The sequence below is a fragment of the Chloroflexota bacterium genome (assembly GCA_026710945.1).
GTDB lineage: Bacteria > Chloroflexota > UBA11872 > VXOZ01 > VXOZ01 > VXOZ01.
The window spans coordinates 71,789-87,717 of sequence record JAPOQA010000058.1; the positions used below are offsets into that span (position 1 = coordinate 71,789).

Genomic DNA, 15,929 nt, shown 5'->3' on the forward strand with positions numbered 1-15,929 from the left:
TATGCCCCGCTCCGAACCTCGCGACCGCGCCAAGATCCTGCGCCGCATTCTTGAGCAGGAGATGCAGCGGGGATATGACGATGGCGCGGTAATTGGCGGCCTAGAGCGATTTGTCGCAAACTGGCAAGCCGAGAACACCAACACCGCCAGAGATGTTCAAGTTCTTCCCGCAATCGAGCGTGGATTGCGGGACTACGGCGCGCTTGAACCATCGGAAAGAGCGTCTCGCGTACAGAGCCTGTTGCACGTCCTGAACGAAAGCCCACGCCCTGCATCTCCTCCACAGAGCGGTCCACCCCAACGGAAAGCCGTTACGTCCGCTGCAAAGGCCGAAACCAAGGTTTCGCGGCCCCGAAAGCAACGTGGCGCGCAGCCGAAGGCAGGTCTAGATTCACCTCTTACTGTCGTGCCGATGCTGAAGGCTGAAGACGCTAAGCGCCTGGAGAAGTTGGGCCTTGCTACGCTGGGCGATCTCATCCAGCACTTTCCGCACCGGCACATCGACCGCAGCAGCATCAAGACGATCGCCGACCTCAAGCCCGGTGAAGAAGTCACCATCATGGCCAACGTGATGCAGGTGGAGAATCGGCGCGTAACCCAGGGCCGCATGGTCATCACCGAGGCTGCCTTGGCAGACAAGACGGGCTACATCAAGGCGGTCTGGTTCAATCAACCGTTTCTACAACGCAGCCTCACGAATAAGCGCCGCGTTACGGTAGCAGGCAAGGTGGAAATCAGCCGCTCCGGACTGGAATTGCGTTCGCCCGAGTACGAATTTGCCGAAAGCCCCGAGCACGGGCTGCACGTGGGACGGCTGGTGCCGGTCTATCCGCTGACGGCCAATCTCTCTGCGAAGTGGATGCGCCGCTGGGTCCACTCTGCGCTGGACATGGCCGTTCATGCCGTAAGAGAGGTTGTACCGGAAGACATTCTGAAGCGAAATTCCCTAATGGGCGCACAAGAAGCCCTGCGCCAGATGCATTTCCCCGAGAGTAATGAGCAGCGTCAGCGTGCGGTCCACCGCCTTGCTTTTGACGAATTCTTCTTCATTCAACTTGGCACGCTGCAACGGCGCCGCGAGTGGCAGCTCGATCAACCCGGTGTTCCGGTACGTGTCGACGCCGATGTTTCACAGGCGTTTCTCGACTCGTTGCCCTTCTCCCTGACGCGCCACCAGCAGCAGGCGCTAACCGAGATTTTCGCCGACGTGGGTAAGCCGGCGGCCATGAACCGCTTGCTGCAAGGCGACGTCGGTTCCGGCAAGACGGTCGTTGCGGCCGCGGTGGCGCTGCAGATGGCGAAACACGGACTCCAGTCGGTCATCATGGCGCCGACGGAGGTACTGGCCGAACAACACCTACAGACCTTCAAGGGTTTTCTTGATCCGTTCGCGGTGCGCAGTGCCTTGCTGACCGGCAGTACGCGCAAGAGTGAACGCAGGGTCATGCTGGCCGACTTGGAGTCAGGTGCGCTAGACCTCCTGGTGGGCACGCACGCCGTCATCCAGGAAGACGTAGTGTTTTACAACTTGGGTTTGGCGGTCGTGGATGAGCAGCACCGTTTTGGCGTGCGGCAACGCGCAGTCCTGCGGCGCAAGGGTCGTAACCCTCACGTCTTGGTTATGACGGCGACGCCAATCCCGCGTTCGCTGGCGCTCACGCTCTACGGTGACTTGGACGTTTCCACGATTCGAGAGATGCCGACAGGACGCTTGCCGATCACGACCCGTTGGGTGCCGGCGGAGAAACGCACACCGGCATATGCCTTTGTCGCCAAGCAGGTTGCGCAAGGCCGCCAGGCCTTCATCATTTTCCCGCTCATCGAAGAGTCTGAGACATTGCAAGTGCGCGCCGCCAAGAGCGAGTTCAATCGCCTGCAGAAAGAAGTCTTTCCGCAACTCAAGGTGGATTTGCTCCATGGGCGTCTGACCAGCAGACAGAAAGAGAAGGTCATGCGCGCGTTTGCGGCAGGAGAAACTGACATTCTGGTAAGTACGCCCGTCGTTGAGGTCGGCATAGACGTGCCCAACGCCACAGTGATGATGATCGAGAGCGCCGAACGCTTCGGCCTTGCCCAGCTCCACCAGTTCCGGGGCCGCGTGGGGCGCGGCGAGCACCAATCGTATTGTTTTCTGCTATCTGATTCGGCCAATGCGGCGGAGAACGAACGCTTGCGCATCTTGGAGGAGCAACGCGACGGCTTCGCGCTGGCGGAAAAGGACCTGATGCTGCGCGGGCCGGGTGAGTTCTTTGGTACGCGCCAAGCCGGGCTCCCGGCACTCAAAGTGGCGAAGCTCTCCGACCTCGCTACATTAGAGCTTGCCCGCGAGGAAGCAAGGAAGCTATTTGATGCGGATCCGCTGCTGCAAGACCCGAGGTACGCGGGGCTCGCGCAGCGAGTTGCCACGTTCTGGCGTGTGGAAAGCGAACTTTCATGAGCGAATCCTATACAGATCCCGATGAGCTTTTCGATGTTTGTGATTCGTTGGGGCGACCGCTGGGTTTGCGCAAGCGCCGGGCGGACGTACATCGCGACGGCGACTGGCACCGGTCTATCCACTGTTGGGTAGTGGGGCAGTACCACAACGGCACGCCCTACGTGATTTTCCAGCGTCGGTCGGAATCCAAGGATACGTCACCGGGGAAACTGGATGCGACCGTTGGGGGACACTTGACCGCCGGGGAGTCCGTAGAGGATGCCTTGCGGGAATCTCAAGAGGAGATCGGCCTCGCTCTCTCAATGAGCGATCTCTTGCCGTTAGGAGTACGCCAAGCCGCGAGTGATATCGAGCCCGGCGTACGTGACTATGAGGTGCAGTTCGTTTTCTTGTATCGAGCTAATCTACCGCTCTCCTCTTTCGCGCCAAGCCCTGCCGAGGTCTCGGCCTTGTTAGAGATTTCCGTTCCGAACGCACTTGAGCTTCTATCGGGAAAACGCGAAACGATTTCGGCTAAGGCGCTCTGCAATCAGCGCTGTCACCCTAACGAAGCGTGGCTGGCGGAACAAGATGTCCGAGCGGACGACTTTACATCTCAAGCCGATCGCTATTTCTATCGGCTGTGCGTTCAGACTGATCTGCTCTATAAGGGTTATCCACATGTCTCGATTTGATACCTCTGCCGCGACGGCATGACAGCGCACATGAGAGACCACGCCACTACAACGTCTCACGAGAAAGCCTTTCCAAGCATACGGCTTCACAATAGATCCCCGGAGTATTGCCTTAAGATGATGCCCAGACCGCGTGAGATTACTTTATGAATATGCGTATTATCCGTGGAACTGCCGCGGGACGGCGCCTGCGGGCGCCGAAATCGAAGCAGGTGCGCCCTACGCTCGACAAAGTGAAACACGCCATCTTCAATTCGCTCGGCGAAAGCGGAGAGTGCGGCCGCGTGTTAGAACTTTACGCGGGCACCGGTGCGCTCGGCATAGAGGCCTTAAGCCGGGGAGCTGATTGGTGTGACTTTGTTGACGTGCTGCCGGCGTCCTGCCGCGCAATCCGTGAGAACTTGCGCGTGGCGTCATTGCGTGAAAGGGCGCGCGTGATCCAGGCACGTGTGCCGGGAGTGTTCAACCGTTTGAAAGAGCCGTACGACCTCATCTTGGCAGACCCGCCGTACCATACCGTGGACCATGAAGACTGGCTACCGGCACTTGCCGAATCGCGCGCAATTGAGGAACAGACGGTGATTGTCGTTGGGCACTGGAAGAAGAAATTGCCTGACGAACAGTGGGGACAGTTGCGGCTCTTACGCCGCCGTCAACACGGCGACTCGATGTTCAGTATCTATGCGGTGGGCGACGAGTGAGAGAGACGCGCCGACCGTCAGCCGGGCCGGTTCGCCAATGCCATGACAGATTCTGCCAGGAGGAGCGCGGCATCAGTCCGAGCGAGCCCCTTGGCGGCACATGCCATCGCTTTCTGCCTCACCGGATCGGCAAGCAGCTCACGCGCGCGTTTACATAAAGTAACGCCAGTGAGTTCTTCCTGCTCAATTATCACCGCCGCGCCGGCACGTGCGGCATGCTGCGCGTTGCGCCGCTGTTCGTCGCCGCCGGTTGGCACCAAGGGGATGAGAATCGCCGGTTTGCCAAGGGCAAAGAGCTCTGCTATCGTGCCTGCGCCGGAGCGGCTCACTACCGCGTCCGCCAGCGCGTAGAGGTGTCCTATCTCTTCTTCAACAAAATCGACCACGTGGTAGCGCGCATGCAGGTGGTCCGGCAACGCCGCGCGCGCCCGCTGGAGGCGTTCAACCTCGCGTGTTGGCCCTGTTGCCTGGCGTCCGCATTGGTGAATGATGCGGCAAAACCTGAGGAGGTCCGGCAAGGCATCTTCCACGGCGCGGTTGATGTGTTGCGCGCCCTGTGCCCCGCCGGTCACATACAAAGTCGGCAATGTGTCACCACTCGAGAACCCCGCAATAGACATCGCCGTCGCCGGACTGCCATTGAAGATGACGTGGCGCACCGGATTGCCGGTTACAAAGGTCTGGGCTTGCAAGCGCGCCGGCAGGTAGTCCCGCGCAGATTCGTAGGTCAGAGCGATGCGTCTCGCGAAGCGAGAGGCGATGCGGTTTGCCAGGCCCATCTGCACCGTTTGTTCATGGGTGATCACGGGAACACGCAGCAGCCAGGCTGCGACTACGGGCGGCACGCACACGAATCCCCCGGTGCTTAGGACAACGTGAGGTCGGAATCGTATCACGAGAAGCAACGCCTGCAGCACGCCCCAAGGCAGCCGCAGGGCGTCGAGAAGGTTGCTCCAAGAGAAGTGCCCCAGCACGTGACTTGAGCGGCGGAGTTTGCCGGTCGCAATGGCGGTGAAGGGAATGCCGGCCGCCTTGGCCATTTCGCGTTCCACTCCGCCGTGGCTCCCCACGTAGAGGAATGTGGGCGCCCATGTGCCCTCCCGTTCGGCAAGCGCCTTGATTTCTTCTATCGTAGCGAGTGCAGGCGTAACATGACCGCCGGAACCGCCGCCGGAAACGAGGACTCGCACGGTGCGCTGGCTCTCTGTCATTGGCGTTGGGGCACTCTCTCCTAGTCGGGCACACCCCCGACGAATGATGCAGTAGGCAATCACTCTTCGCCAATGTACGCCCAGCAGGCAATTGAGAGCAAAGAGTCATTATTGTAAGAGTCAGTTAATTCGTTGACAGAATTCGCTTTCCCGTAGAAAGCGCTACAAGGCCTTGTCATTCCGAGCGTAGCGAGGAATCTAGGGTCCCTGCTCAACAAACTTTCACGGCCTCAGCACTCTAGATTCCTCACTCCGCTGCGCTCCGTTCGGAATGACATGCATGCAGGCAACCACAGAGTTCTGCTCCCATGTTTCTTTTTCCAAATCTGTCAACGATTTACCTGACATCTACAATTGTGGTAGACATCGGCGCTACACTCTTCGCGTATTCTCTCACACGATTGATCGCAGCGCCGTTGCCAGCCGCTCAAAATCCCCCTCGGTGTTGAAGTACGCAGCGGAGGCTCGCACGCCCGGCGGAGTCGTGGTGTGGCGCGTAATGATTCCTTGCTGCCAGAGCGCCCGCGCTACTTCCGCGGGACTCTTGCTCGGCGCGTGAAATGTAATAATCCCCGCCGACTCGTCATCAGATCGCGGCGTGACGACCTCAATACCGGGAGTCTCAGCGAGCATCGACTTGGCTTGCCGAGCCAAGTCTCTAATGCGCGCATAAACGACGGAAAGTTCTAGCTCCTCGAGCCATGTGATGGCGGACCGCAGGCCGACGAGTGCGGCGTGGTTGCGCGTGCCAAACTCAAACCGCCGGGCGTCCGGCCTGAGTTTGTGGCGAAAGGCTTCACCGTTCCACGTAAAGTGCTCAAAGGTGCCGGCTCCGACCGCGCCCAAAGTTAGCGCATCAAGTCGGTCCGGCCGTACATAGAGAATGCCGGTTTCCTTGGGACCGCACAGCCACTTGTGTCCATTGCTCACGAAGAAATCACATTCCAACTCCACAACGTCCACGGGTATGGCGCCCAGCGACTGCGCGCAGTCCAAGAGCGCCCAAACACCGTGCTCATGCGCGAGCCGACAGATTTCTTTTGCAGGCAGGCGGATACCACTCTCACAGCTCACGTGGCTAAAGGCAATGAGGCGTGTGGCAGGACTTAGTGCAGCGCGGACATTCTGCATCGTGACGTGCGGATCGGCATCTATAGCGAAGACGCGCACGCTAAGCTTGTCACGCTCTTGCAGATAGGCCGCCGGATGACTGAGGGCCGGATGCTCCTGGTTGGAGATGAGGAGTTCATCACCCGGCTGCCACCGCAGGCCGTGCAGCACGATGTTATGCCCGTCTGTGGCATTGCGTGTGAAGGCGATGGTGTTTGGCTGGGCATGCAGTAAACGTGCAACTATTTTGCGTGTGCGGTCTAGTTCGGCATAGCGCCACTCGAGCGCCGCGTGTCCCTCACGCTCCTGGCGGGCGATGGCCGCCTGATAGTCGGCGAGGACCGGTTCGGCCAGTAGTCCTTCCGTGCCGGTGTTTAAGTAAACTCGGTCTTGGAGGAACGGAATGGTCTCTCGAACTGAGGCGCAATCGTAGGGAGGCATGGGTCGGTTTAAGGGACACTTGGCTGTCGCACAGGGGCTACATCGTCCCTAACACTATAACCTGACTCGCAGCATCATGAAGGTGCGGCTTGCGGCAAGCGTACAAACGTGCGAGGTGCAGCCGTCACCTGACAATGGACGCGCGTGCCCGGTGCGAGCGGGGCGCCGAGAAGACGAACTTCAATGTGTTCGCCGGTCTCGAGACGGATCGTTACCGTGCTGTCGTGGCCGTAGAAAGTGGCATCCACCACGCGGGAAGCGCCATCCGGGGCTACCGTCAGGGCAATGTCCTCGGGACGGAACATAAGGTCTAGATCGCCATTGTGGGCGGCTCCGTTGAGCGCAAAGCGGCCGAGCGCGCACTGTGCGTAGCCGTTATTAACGTTGGCGTAGAGGAAATTCGCGCTACCTACGAACTGGGCGACATCTTTGGATGATGGGCTGCGGTACAACTCTTCTGGATCTCCTACTTGGGCAAGCTGTCCGCCCCACATCACGGCCACCCTATCGGCGATACTTAGCGCCTCTTCTTGGTCGTGGGTTACAAAGATCACTGTGGCGCCCGCCCGGGCGAGGATATTCCGCGTCTCGGCGCGAATGCGCGCGCGCAGGGCCACATCCAGGTTGGAGAAAGGTTCATCCATCAGGATGACGTCCGGTTCCGGCGCCAGCGCGCGGGCCAGCGCCACCCGTTGCTGCTGTCCGCCGGAGAGTTCATTCGGCATCCGCTCGCGGAGACCATCCAAGCCGACGAGCCGCAGCGCATTTCCGACTCGTTCAGTCCGATCAGGCCACTTGCGCACGCCGTAAGCGACGTTCTCCGCCACGGTCATATGCGGAAAAAGGGCATAGTCCTGAAACACCATGCCCACGCGGCGGCGTTCAGGCAGAATCCACCGCTTTGGTCCCACGACGCAGACGTCACCGATCTCGATCGAGCCGGAGTCGGGTACTTCAAAGCCGGCGATGAGTCGAAGGAAGGTCGTCTTACCGCAACCGCTCGGTCCCAACAGGCCCAGGAACTCTCCAGGAGCAACAGTGAGGTCAACATCGTTTACGGCTAGTACCGAGCCGAAACGCTTGCTGACATTCTTACAGCGGATAGCGAAGAGGTTAATGCTCATGGCACTATTTTAAGGCTCCTTACGCGCAAAAAGCAATGTTGGCAGTAGCGAGACGCCGAGCAGCACCAAGATCACCGGAGCAGCCTCGGCGAAGAACCCTTCCGCGGTATTTGTCCAGACTTCGGTGGCAAGTGTTTTGAAGCCGATCGGGCCGAGCAACAGCGTGATTGGGAGTTCCTTGAGAGTTGTTACAAAGACCAGAATACCGCCCGCAGTGGCGCCGCCGCGCACCAGAGGCAAGGTGATGGCGCGAAGTGTGGCGTGCCAGGAGTGACCGAGACTGCGGGAGGCTTCTTCCAAAGACGGATTCACCTGCAGAAGTGAGGTCCGCGCATTGCCGTACGCTTGGGGCAGGAAGCGGATAAGATAGGCGGCTATCAAGAGGAAGAAGGTTTGATAGATGATTGGCGCGACGTTTGCTCCAAAGAAGACAAGGGAGAGGGCAATGACAATGCCCGGCAGGCCATAGCCCAGATAAATCGCGTACTCGAAGAGGCGCAGAGGCCGGCCTGGGAATCGTACCGTCAGGTAGGCCACCGGTACGGCAAGGATAACGGCGGCAATCCCGGTAGCGGCAGAAACCCAGAGTGTATTCCACGCCAGTAGCGGTAGGGAGCTAAAGCTTGTCGTGTATGTCACGCTGCGGAACAGCCAGTAGCCGATAGTGAGCCCCGGCAACACCAGCGCGAAGAGTGCGACACAGGAACAGAGGGCGAGAGACGGAAGCCGCCATCTACCAAGGTTGACGCGGCGCAGCGACCTCAATCCACTTTGGGCTCCGCGATGGTAGTAGGCCCGTCCCCTGCTCCAATGCTCGAGGACGAGAATGAGCAACGTCATGACGACGAGTACGAGGGCCAGGCCGGCGGCAAGATGGCGGTCAAAAGAGCCTTGGTAGTGGGCGTAAATGACGCGTGTAAAGGTATCAAACTGCAGGAGCGATACGGCGCCAAAGTCACTGAGCGTGTAAAGGGCAACGAGGAGCCCACCCGCCGCGATTGCCGGACGGAGTTGGGGTAACGTAATCTGCCAAAAGGTAGACCAACCACTGTGCCCGAGGCTGCGCGAGGCTTCTTCCAACGTGTGGTCCATGCCTTGCAGGGCGGCGCGCACGACAAGGAATACATAGGGATAGGTAAACAGCGTCAGTGCCAGCCAAGCTCCGGGAAAGCCGTAAATCTCCGGCAGGCGTTCGACGCCAAGTGGTTCCAGCAATCGCTGCAGCATGCCGCGCGGTCCAAGTGCCCCAATCAGTACAAATCCGCCCACGTAGCTGGGGACGGCAAGCGGCACGATTAAGAGGCCAGTCCAAAATCTTCGCAAGGGCAAGTCGCTGCGCACGACGAGCCAGGCCAGGGGTACGGCAATAGCGATCGTGCTTAGGGTTACGGCCGAGGATAGTGCAACACTATTGAAAAGAATGACCGCAGTACGCGGACGCAGCAAGAGCCGCCAGAGCTCGTCTCCCGCTCCTGCGGCACGCAACACAAGGTAAACAAGGGGCAGGAGTATGCCGATTCCAACCACACTGCTTGCAACCAAGAGTAAGAGAGGCGGACCGGCGGACCGATAGGTCCGCCGGCCGCTCCGCACAGTCTCACGCAGCAGGATTGGTATCTCCATAGGATCTTTCAGCTATTAGATGAGGTCCACCTCTTGAAGGAGTTGAAGTGTGCCGCGCAGATCGGCGAGGTCGCCAAGGTCGATTTCAGGAGTCTGAATTGTGGAGAGCGCTGGAAGATCGGGGTGAGCAGCTACGCCATGAGCTAAGGGATACTCGTACGTCTCTGTGGCAAAGTACTTCTGGGCTTGCTGAGACAAAAGGTACGTTACGAACTGTTCCGCAGCGGCTTGGTTCTTCGAGCCCGCGATGACAGCAGCGCCGGCCACATTGATTAACGATCCGAGATCGCCGTTAGGCGGAAAGTAGTTTTCTGCCGGCACTGTGCCCTGTTCGGCGCGGATGCGAAAGAGATAATAGTGGTTTACGAAGCCGACGGCAATCTCGCCATCCACCGCCGCCTGCACCGTGGGCGTATTCTTTGGATACACTTTCGGCTCGTTCGCCTTGATGCCTTTCAACCACGCCCGCGTTTGTTCTTCCCCAAGCGTGACCCGCATGGCAGTGACGAACGCCTGGAACGAGCCGTTCGTCGGCGCCCAGCCAATACGGCCCTTCCACTGGGGATCGGTAAAGTCCAGGATCGATGGCGGGAGGTCCGCAGGCGTCACGCTCTCGGTATTGTACACCACGACGCGGGCGCGGCCTGAAGTGCCGACCCACTGGCCTTGCGGGGAGCGGAAACGCGGCTCCACAGTGTTGAGGATTGCATCGGGCAGCGCAGCCAGGCGGTTTTCTGCCTGTAGCGCGCCCAGAGCGCCGGCATCCTGGGCGTAGAAGACGTCAGCAGGGCTGTTTGCGCCCTCTTCAAGGATGGTTGCCGCAAGTTCAGCCGTGCCGCCATACTTGACCTGAATATCAATGCCGGCGTCATTGCCGAACTGCTCCAACAGTGGTCCCACGAGGTTTTCGTTGCGGCCAGAGTACACCGTGAGCGTGGTGGACATCGCCTCAGGGGTGTCTGTTGTGCCGCCAGGTGTGAAAACGACTCTGCCGCATGCCGCTCCTACTGCGACGGGAAGCATCGCGAGCGATGCCTTAAGCAGGGTACGACGATTTACGTACACGTACAGTGGCTCCTTTTCGTGCCAATTCCAGTGCGTATGTTCCGTGTCTTGCCGTGCGCTTCAAGGCCTATCCGCATAGGTTCACCAATCAGGCAGCCAGCTCGCAGGAACTGTCCAGGCGTTCGTTAGCAATTCACGTCAGGACATAATAGGTTAGCCTCATTGGCAAAAGTTAAGGTACCTAAAGTCCTCAGCATGAGTCAAGAGTATCTGGCATAAACCCTAGAAAATGACTATGGATTAAATTAATGTACCTTACGGTTAACTAATGAGGCTTCCATTCCTTGTGATATTGAATGTCTGGCGCTTTCGAGGAAAAGAGGCAGCGTATTGGTGCACTCTAATTCGAGTCTTCTTACGTAGGAGTGAGGTAGGATTGCGAGTCCAAACCCTAGCAAACGAGTGTGTATTAGCTTAGAAAAGACTCTTGTGGGTAAAGTGCAAGCTGGAAGTGACGGTGATAAAATCGCTGAGGGGGCGGCTCAGCTTCTCTTCCATCAGGACCGCTCGCATAACAGCTGGGTCCATTGCCTTTCTCCATCGGTATACGGAGTGTTATTCCTTGATTACAAACCCCGAATCCCTGCTGGCAGACCTTAACGAACCGCAGCAGAGCGCGGTTGAAACAACGGACGGGCCGGTGCTCATCTTGGCCGGAGCCGGATCCGGCAAAACGCGGGTGATAGTCCATCGCATTGCATACCTCATGCTCGCCAAGCGCGTGCCTCCGTGGCAAATCCTTGGGGTAACCTTTACGAACAAGGCTGCCGGCGAAATGCGTCACCGGGTGCGGGAACTGGCGGGGCCGATTGGCGAGAATGTGCTCTTGAGCACGTTCCACGCGTTCTGTTCGCGCATTCTGCGTCGCGAATTACGGCGGCTCGGCTGGGACGAAGGCTTTACGATCTACGACGACGCCGACCAGTTGACCGTGATTAAGGACGTGCTCAAAGCGCTCGACATCAATGAAAAGCGTCTGAGTCCCCGCTCAGTCTTGAATACGATCTCACGCGCCAAGGATGAACTCATCACCCCCCACGTGTTTGCCGAACACGCGCAGGGGCCCTTTGAAGAAGCCGCCGCCAGAATATACCGGCGCTATCAAGACACGCTTCGCAAGGCCAATGCGCTTGATTTCAATGACCTCATTATGTTTGTAGTACAGCTCTTTCGGGAGCACCCGGACGTGCGGGAGCACTACCAGGACCGCTTCCGCTACATCATGGTGGATGAGTATCAGGATACAAACCATGCGCAGTACGAACTGGTAAGGATGCTGGCAGCGAAGTTTCGCAACATTTGTGTGGTTGGCGACGACGACCAAGGCATCTACAGTTGGCGGGGAGCCGATCTGCGCAATATTCTGAACTTCGAGCAGGAGTATCCCGACGCCGTCGTCATCAAGCTGGAGCAAAACTCCCGCTCAACCCAGAATATTCTGGACGCGGCCCACGGCATCATAAGCCGCCTGCCGAATCGCCGCGACAAGCGGCTATGGACGACGAACGGCGGAGGCGCGCCGCTGGTGGTCTTACCTGCACTCGATGAGGAAGATGAAGCGCGCCTCATCGTGAATAACGTGCGCCGCTTGCAGGACGAAGGCCTTGGCCTCAGCGACTGTGTGGTCATGTATCGCACGAACGCGCAGTCTCGCGCCCTGGAGGACGCACTGGTTACCCATGGCATACCGTATCAATTGGTTGGCGGTGTAGCCTTCTACCAACGGCGAGAAGTCAAAGATGTCCTTGCGTATTTGCGCGTGATCAACAATCTGAGTGACAACGTGAGCTTTCGGCGGGTGGTGAATGTGCCGCCACGCGGTATCGGCGCCAAGACGTTTGCGGCGCTGTCCATGTGGTCCGAATTGCAGGACATCTCCGCCGCGGAGGCAGTCCTGAGCTTTGCTGCGGGCAGCGTCACCGACCCCTTGCCGGTGACGGCGCGGGCCCGGACCGCCATGGAGAATCTCGGCCACTTACTGGATAGATTTCGCGCAGAGTTGGCGCGCGCGCCTCTGAGTACGCTCGTGAAGACGGTTGTCAGGGAGAGCGGTTACCTGGAACTCGTTCGCAGTCACGAGAATGTCGAGGAGGCAGTGGACCGTGAAGAGAATCTTGATGAGCTGGTGGCTGCCGCCGCGCGCTTTGATGACATTGAGCCGCCGCAAGGCTTGGGCTTATTCTTGCATGAGGCTTCGCTGGTGGCCGACGTCGATCGTATGGGTACAGACGGCGGCCTGACTCTCATGACGATGCACAATGCGAAGGGCTTGGAATTCCCGGCGGTGTTTGTAGCCGGTATGGAGGAAGAGCTCTTTCCGCACATTCGCTCACTCGACGATCCGGAGCAGTTGGCGGAGGAACGGCGGCTCTGCTACGTGGCCCTCACGCGGGCCAAAGAGCGGCTCTATCTACTTTACGCGGCACGGCGCTATAGCAGCCAATCGGTTGGTCGAATACCCTCCCGCTTCATTGCCGAATTGCCCATGGAACTCGTGACCGGTCCCATGATGCAGTCACAGCCGTCACTGGAGGCAGTCTGGCAGGGGTCGCAGTCTGGCTCCCGACCGCAGCGAGCGCAGGTGCCGGAGACGCAGAAATACCGCGACGGCGACCGAGTCCGGCATAGCGTATTCGGTGAGGGCACCGTGGTGAGCAGTAAGATTACGGATACTGACGAGGAAGTTACTGTGGCGTTCCCCGACATTGGCGTCAAGCGCCTCTCTGCCTCGTTTGCGCCCCTTGAGAAGCTTGCCTAGCCGGTGCTGCCAGGCGACGGCCTGCATAAACAGAAGGGTGTGTGAGAGGTTTTCAGCCAATCGCCGTTCATGGTTCGACAAGCTCACCACGAACGGAAGAAGGCTCACCGCGCACGGAAGGAAGCTTGCCACGAACGGAAGGAGGCTCACCGCGCACGGAAGGAAGCCCACCACGAACGGAAGGGGGCTCACCGCGCACGGAAGGAAGCTCACCGCGCACGGAAGGAAGCTTGCCGCGAACGGAAGGAAGCCAACCACGAACGGAAGGAAGCTCACCGCGCACGGAAGGAAGCTTGCCACGAACGGAAGGAAGCGCATCACGGACGGAAGGAAGCCCACCGCGGACGGAAGGAAGCTCACCACGAACGGAAGGAAGCTCACCGCGGACGGAAGAAAGCTCACCAAGAGCGGAAGAGAGGTATGTTCCTTGGGATGACTGGTATCCGTTCGTCCTGAGCCTGTCGAAGGATGAACGCACACCACTTTCAAACGCCCTCTTAGAGCAGCAAGCTCGCGTCGCCGAAACTGTAGAACCGGTAGTCTTCTTCCATCGCAGTCCGGTAGATTTGCTTAAGCTCAGGCAAACCTGTGTACGCTGCCACGAGCAGTAGCAGGGTTGAGCGGGGCAGGTGAAAGTTTGTCATGATGCCGTCAACCACACGGAATCGATAGCCGGGATAGATGTAGAGACGCGTGTCGCCGCTCCAAGCTCGCACAGTGCCCTGCGCATTGGCGGCGCTCTCAAGGGCGCGCACGCTTGTTGTTCCCACTGCCACCACTCTCTTGCCGAACCCCTTCGTGTCCCTAATCATCTGCGCTGTTTCTGGTGGAACTTCCAGGTATTCGCTGTGAATGGCGTGTTGCAACGGGTCTGATTCGCGGATGGGCTGGAAGGTGTCAAGGCCGATGTGCAGCGTGATGAAGGCAAATCGCACACCGTAATTCTCTAATTCGCGAACCAGCCGGGGCGTGAAGTGAAGTCCGGCTGTGGGAGCGGCAGCCGAGCCGTGCACGCGGGCATAGGTTGTCTGGTAGCGCGAGGGATCCGCCAGCGGCTGCCGGATGTACGGCGGCAGCGGGACCATGCCGCTGCGCTCGAGCACGATGGCTGGGTCAGTAAAGAAGCGCACGAGCCGGCTGCCATGTGGGAGCTCGTCCCCGATTTCGATCACATCCGGGCTTCCGCCATCCTGGTTGTTGAGAAGCACCCGGGCACCGGGCTTGAGACGGTGCGAAGGCCGCACCAGCGCTTCCCAGGCGTCCTGCTCTCGCGGTCGCAACAAGAGCAGTTCCACCTTGCCGCCGGTGTGCTCGCGCCGGCCGAATAATCGCGCCGGAATCACGCGCGTGTCGTTAGCCACGAGCAGGTCGCCAGGCTGCAAGTGCTCTGCTATGTGCGCGACCCGGCTATGCTGAATCTCTCCGGTACCGCGGCGATATACCAGCAGCCGGGCGGCGTCGCGCGGCTCGCACGGGTTTTGCGCAATGAAGTGCGACGGTAGGGCGTAATCTAGGTCCTCAAGCCGGATCATAATTCCTCTGCTATCATGAGGTGGGCTTTCTCTTGTCGTGATGGCACTAGCATAGCAAAGGGTGTACTTCTATCCATGGCAGCAATTACGGTGGTAATGTCCACATGGAGCCACCGCAAGGATCAAGTTGAGCAACTACGGCATAAATTCTCCCAGATCGAATTCGTCGTGCCAAGCAACGATGCTGAGTATGCAGCGGTGATGCCGCGGACCCACGTTGTGGTCGGGCGCTTACCTCAGGACTTGCTGCCTAAGGCACGCAATCTGCGCTGGGTCCAAAACCAAGGAGCCGGAGTCGACCGCCTGCTGACGCCGGAGATCATTGCCTCTGATGTGATTGTGACGAATGCGCAGAGCCTGCACGCGACGCAGATTTCCGAACACGTCTTGACTATGATGTTGGCGTTTGCGCGGGGTTTTCTTAAGATACTTCAGGCGCAACGCGATCACGTGTGGCGGCCTCCTGACTTTCACCCCTTCTGTTTGGAGGGGCAGACCCTCGGCGTGATCGGGGCGGGCGGCATTGGCGGGGCCCTGGCCGAAAAGGCCCACCACTTGGGGATGCATGTCATCGGTCTTCGCCGCCACCCCAAGGAAAGGCCGGCATATCTCGCTGAGTTGGTGGGACCGGAGGGGCTGCACGATCTCTTGCGGCGTTCAGACCACGTGGCGGTTTGCTGTCCGCTGACAGAAGAGACGAAAGGGCTGGTTGGCGAAACGGAGCTTCGGCTCATGAAGCAGACAGCGTACATCTATAACATCGGCCGGGGTAAGATCATCCAAGCGGAGCCGCTGCTCCAGGCGCTGAAAGTAGGTTGGATCGCAGGCGCCGGTCTTGACGTAACCGACCCCGAACCTTTGCCGCCGGACTCTGAACTGTGGGACATGCCCAACGTCATCGTTACGCAACACACGTCGGGAACCGCACCTCACAACGACGATCGATTCTACGAACTGCTGGAACAGAATTTTCAACGATTTCTCGATGGCGAACAGCTGTTGCACGTAGTGGACAAAGAAGCCGGCTACTAGTAGGGCAGGTTTGCAACCTGCGACCGTCGCATGTTTTCGTGCCAATGTAAGCGCGAACCTCGTTAACAAGCCGTAGCGCGGGGGCTTGTCCCCCGCTTTTTGGCACGAGTAGCGCAGGATTGCACCCTGCGGCCGTCGCATGTTTGCGAGCCAAAGTAAGCGCGAACCTCGTTAACAAGCCGTAGCGCGGGGGCTTGTCCCCCGCTTTTTGGCACGAGTAG

At 59.1% G+C, this 15,929-nt stretch carries 12 protein-coding genes; 6 read left to right on the top strand and 6 right to left on the bottom strand.

Annotated features, from left to right (window positions below; translation table 11 throughout):
- The first annotated feature begins 1 nt into the window (after position 1).
- The 3 genes from recG to rsmD all read left to right on the top strand — a co-directional run bounded on the left by recG (position 2) and on the right by rsmD (position 3,812).
- On the top strand, positions 2 to 2,437 hold the full coding sequence (recG, locus tag OXE05_11785) for an ATP-dependent DNA helicase RecG (protein MCY4437997.1): 2,436 nt from the start codon (positions 2 to 4) through the stop codon (positions 2,435 to 2,437).
- Entirely contained in the window at positions 2,434 to 3,111 is a 678-nt protein-coding gene (locus tag OXE05_11790) for an NUDIX domain-containing protein (GenBank protein MCY4437998.1), read from the top strand. Before recG ends, OXE05_11790 begins: the two co-directional genes overlap by 4 nt.
- Before the next feature lie 146 nt (positions 3,112 to 3,257).
- Complete coding sequence (gene rsmD / locus OXE05_11795) at positions 3,258 to 3,812, top strand: 16S rRNA (guanine(966)-N(2))-methyltransferase RsmD (protein MCY4437999.1); 555 nt, start codon at positions 3,258 to 3,260, stop codon at positions 3,810 to 3,812.
- A gap of 17 nt (positions 3,813 to 3,829) precedes the next feature.
- On the opposite strand, the gene OXE05_11800 is transcribed toward rsmD, so the two are convergent.
- The 5 genes from OXE05_11800 to OXE05_11820 all read right to left on the bottom strand — a co-directional run bounded on the left by OXE05_11800 (position 3,830) and on the right by OXE05_11820 (position 10,266).
- Complete coding sequence (locus tag OXE05_11800) at positions 3,830 to 5,023, bottom strand: UDP-N-acetylglucosamine--N-acetylmuramyl-(pentapeptide) pyrophosphoryl-undecaprenol N-acetylglucosamine transferase (GenBank protein ID MCY4438000.1); 1,194 nt, start codon at positions 5,021 to 5,023, stop codon at positions 3,830 to 3,832.
- A gap of 393 nt (positions 5,024 to 5,416) precedes the next feature.
- Positions 5,417 to 6,574: an aminotransferase class V-fold PLP-dependent enzyme gene (locus OXE05_11805; protein MCY4438001.1), complete on the bottom strand. Its 1,158-nt coding sequence runs from the start codon at positions 6,572 to 6,574 to the stop codon at positions 5,417 to 5,419.
- Positions 6,575 to 6,648: 74 nt separating this feature from the next.
- Positions 6,649 to 7,698: an ABC transporter ATP-binding protein gene (locus OXE05_11810; protein ID MCY4438002.1), complete on the bottom strand. Its 1,050-nt coding sequence runs from the start codon at positions 7,696 to 7,698 to the stop codon at positions 6,649 to 6,651.
- Between the two features lie 9 nt (positions 7,699 to 7,707).
- Positions 7,708 to 9,321 carry an iron ABC transporter permease gene (locus OXE05_11815; protein ID MCY4438003.1) on the bottom strand — a complete coding sequence of 538 codons (1,614 nt, stop codon included), beginning with the start codon at positions 9,319 to 9,321 and terminating at the stop codon, positions 7,708 to 7,710.
- Between the two features lie 15 nt (positions 9,322 to 9,336).
- On the bottom strand, positions 9,337 to 10,266 hold the full coding sequence (locus tag OXE05_11820) for an iron ABC transporter substrate-binding protein (GenBank protein MCY4438004.1): 930 nt from the start codon (positions 10,264 to 10,266) through the stop codon (positions 9,337 to 9,339).
- Between the two features lie 682 nt (positions 10,267 to 10,948).
- Between OXE05_11820 and OXE05_11825 the strand changes: the two genes are divergently transcribed.
- A complete protein-coding gene (locus tag OXE05_11825; GenBank protein ID MCY4438005.1) occupies positions 10,949 to 13,144 on the top strand; it encodes a UvrD-helicase domain-containing protein in 2,196 nt (731 codons plus the stop codon).
- Positions 13,145 to 13,181: 37 nt separating this feature from the next.
- On the top strand, positions 13,182 to 13,580 hold the full coding sequence (locus tag OXE05_11830) for a hypothetical protein (GenBank protein MCY4438006.1): 399 nt from the start codon (positions 13,182 to 13,184) through the stop codon (positions 13,578 to 13,580).
- Between the two features lie 61 nt (positions 13,581 to 13,641).
- Here the strand turns inward: OXE05_11830 and queA are convergent, their stop codons facing one another.
- The gene (gene queA / locus OXE05_11835) at positions 13,642 to 14,673 is read right to left on the bottom strand and encodes a tRNA preQ1(34) S-adenosylmethionine ribosyltransferase-isomerase QueA (protein MCY4438007.1); all 1,032 of its coding nucleotides are present in this window, start codon (positions 14,671 to 14,673) and stop codon (positions 13,642 to 13,644) included.
- 78 nt (positions 14,674 to 14,751) lie between these two features.
- Here queA and OXE05_11840 point away from each other — a divergent pair, with 78 nt between their 5' ends.
- Positions 14,752 to 15,708 carry a D-2-hydroxyacid dehydrogenase gene (locus tag OXE05_11840; GenBank protein MCY4438008.1) on the top strand — a complete coding sequence of 319 codons (957 nt, stop codon included), beginning with the start codon at positions 14,752 to 14,754 and terminating at the stop codon, positions 15,706 to 15,708.
- Positions 15,709 to 15,929 lie beyond the last annotated feature (221 nt).

Bases quoted from the DNA above. Each gene is read 5' to 3' on its own strand.
- OXE05_11805 (MCY4438001.1), bottom strand. From the start codon at position 6,574: ATGCCTCCCTACGATTGCGCCTCAGTTCGAGAGACCATTCCGTTCCTC.
- OXE05_11790 (MCY4437998.1), top strand. From the start codon at position 2,434: ATGAGCGAATCCTATACAGATCCCGATGAGCTTTTCGATGTTTGTGAT.
- OXE05_11815 (MCY4438003.1), bottom strand. From the start codon at position 9,321: ATGGAGATACCAATCCTGCTGCGTGAGACTGTGCGGAGCGGCCGGCGG.
- OXE05_11820 (MCY4438004.1), bottom strand. From the start codon at position 10,266: ATGTCCACCACGCTCACGGTGTACTCTGGCCGCAACGAAAACCTCGTG.
- OXE05_11800 (MCY4438000.1), bottom strand. From the start codon at position 5,023: ATGACAGAGAGCCAGCGCACCGTGCGAGTCCTCGTTTCCGGCGGCGGT.
- OXE05_11810 (MCY4438002.1), bottom strand. From the start codon at position 7,698: ATGAGCATTAACCTCTTCGCTATCCGCTGTAAGAATGTCAGCAAGCGT.
- OXE05_11840 (MCY4438008.1), top strand. From the start codon at position 14,752: ATGGCAGCAATTACGGTGGTAATGTCCACATGGAGCCACCGCAAGGAT.
- recG (MCY4437997.1), top strand. From the start codon at position 2: ATGCCCCGCTCCGAACCTCGCGACCGCGCCAAGATCCTGCGCCGCATT.
- rsmD (MCY4437999.1), top strand. From the start codon at position 3,258: ATGAATATGCGTATTATCCGTGGAACTGCCGCGGGACGGCGCCTGCGG.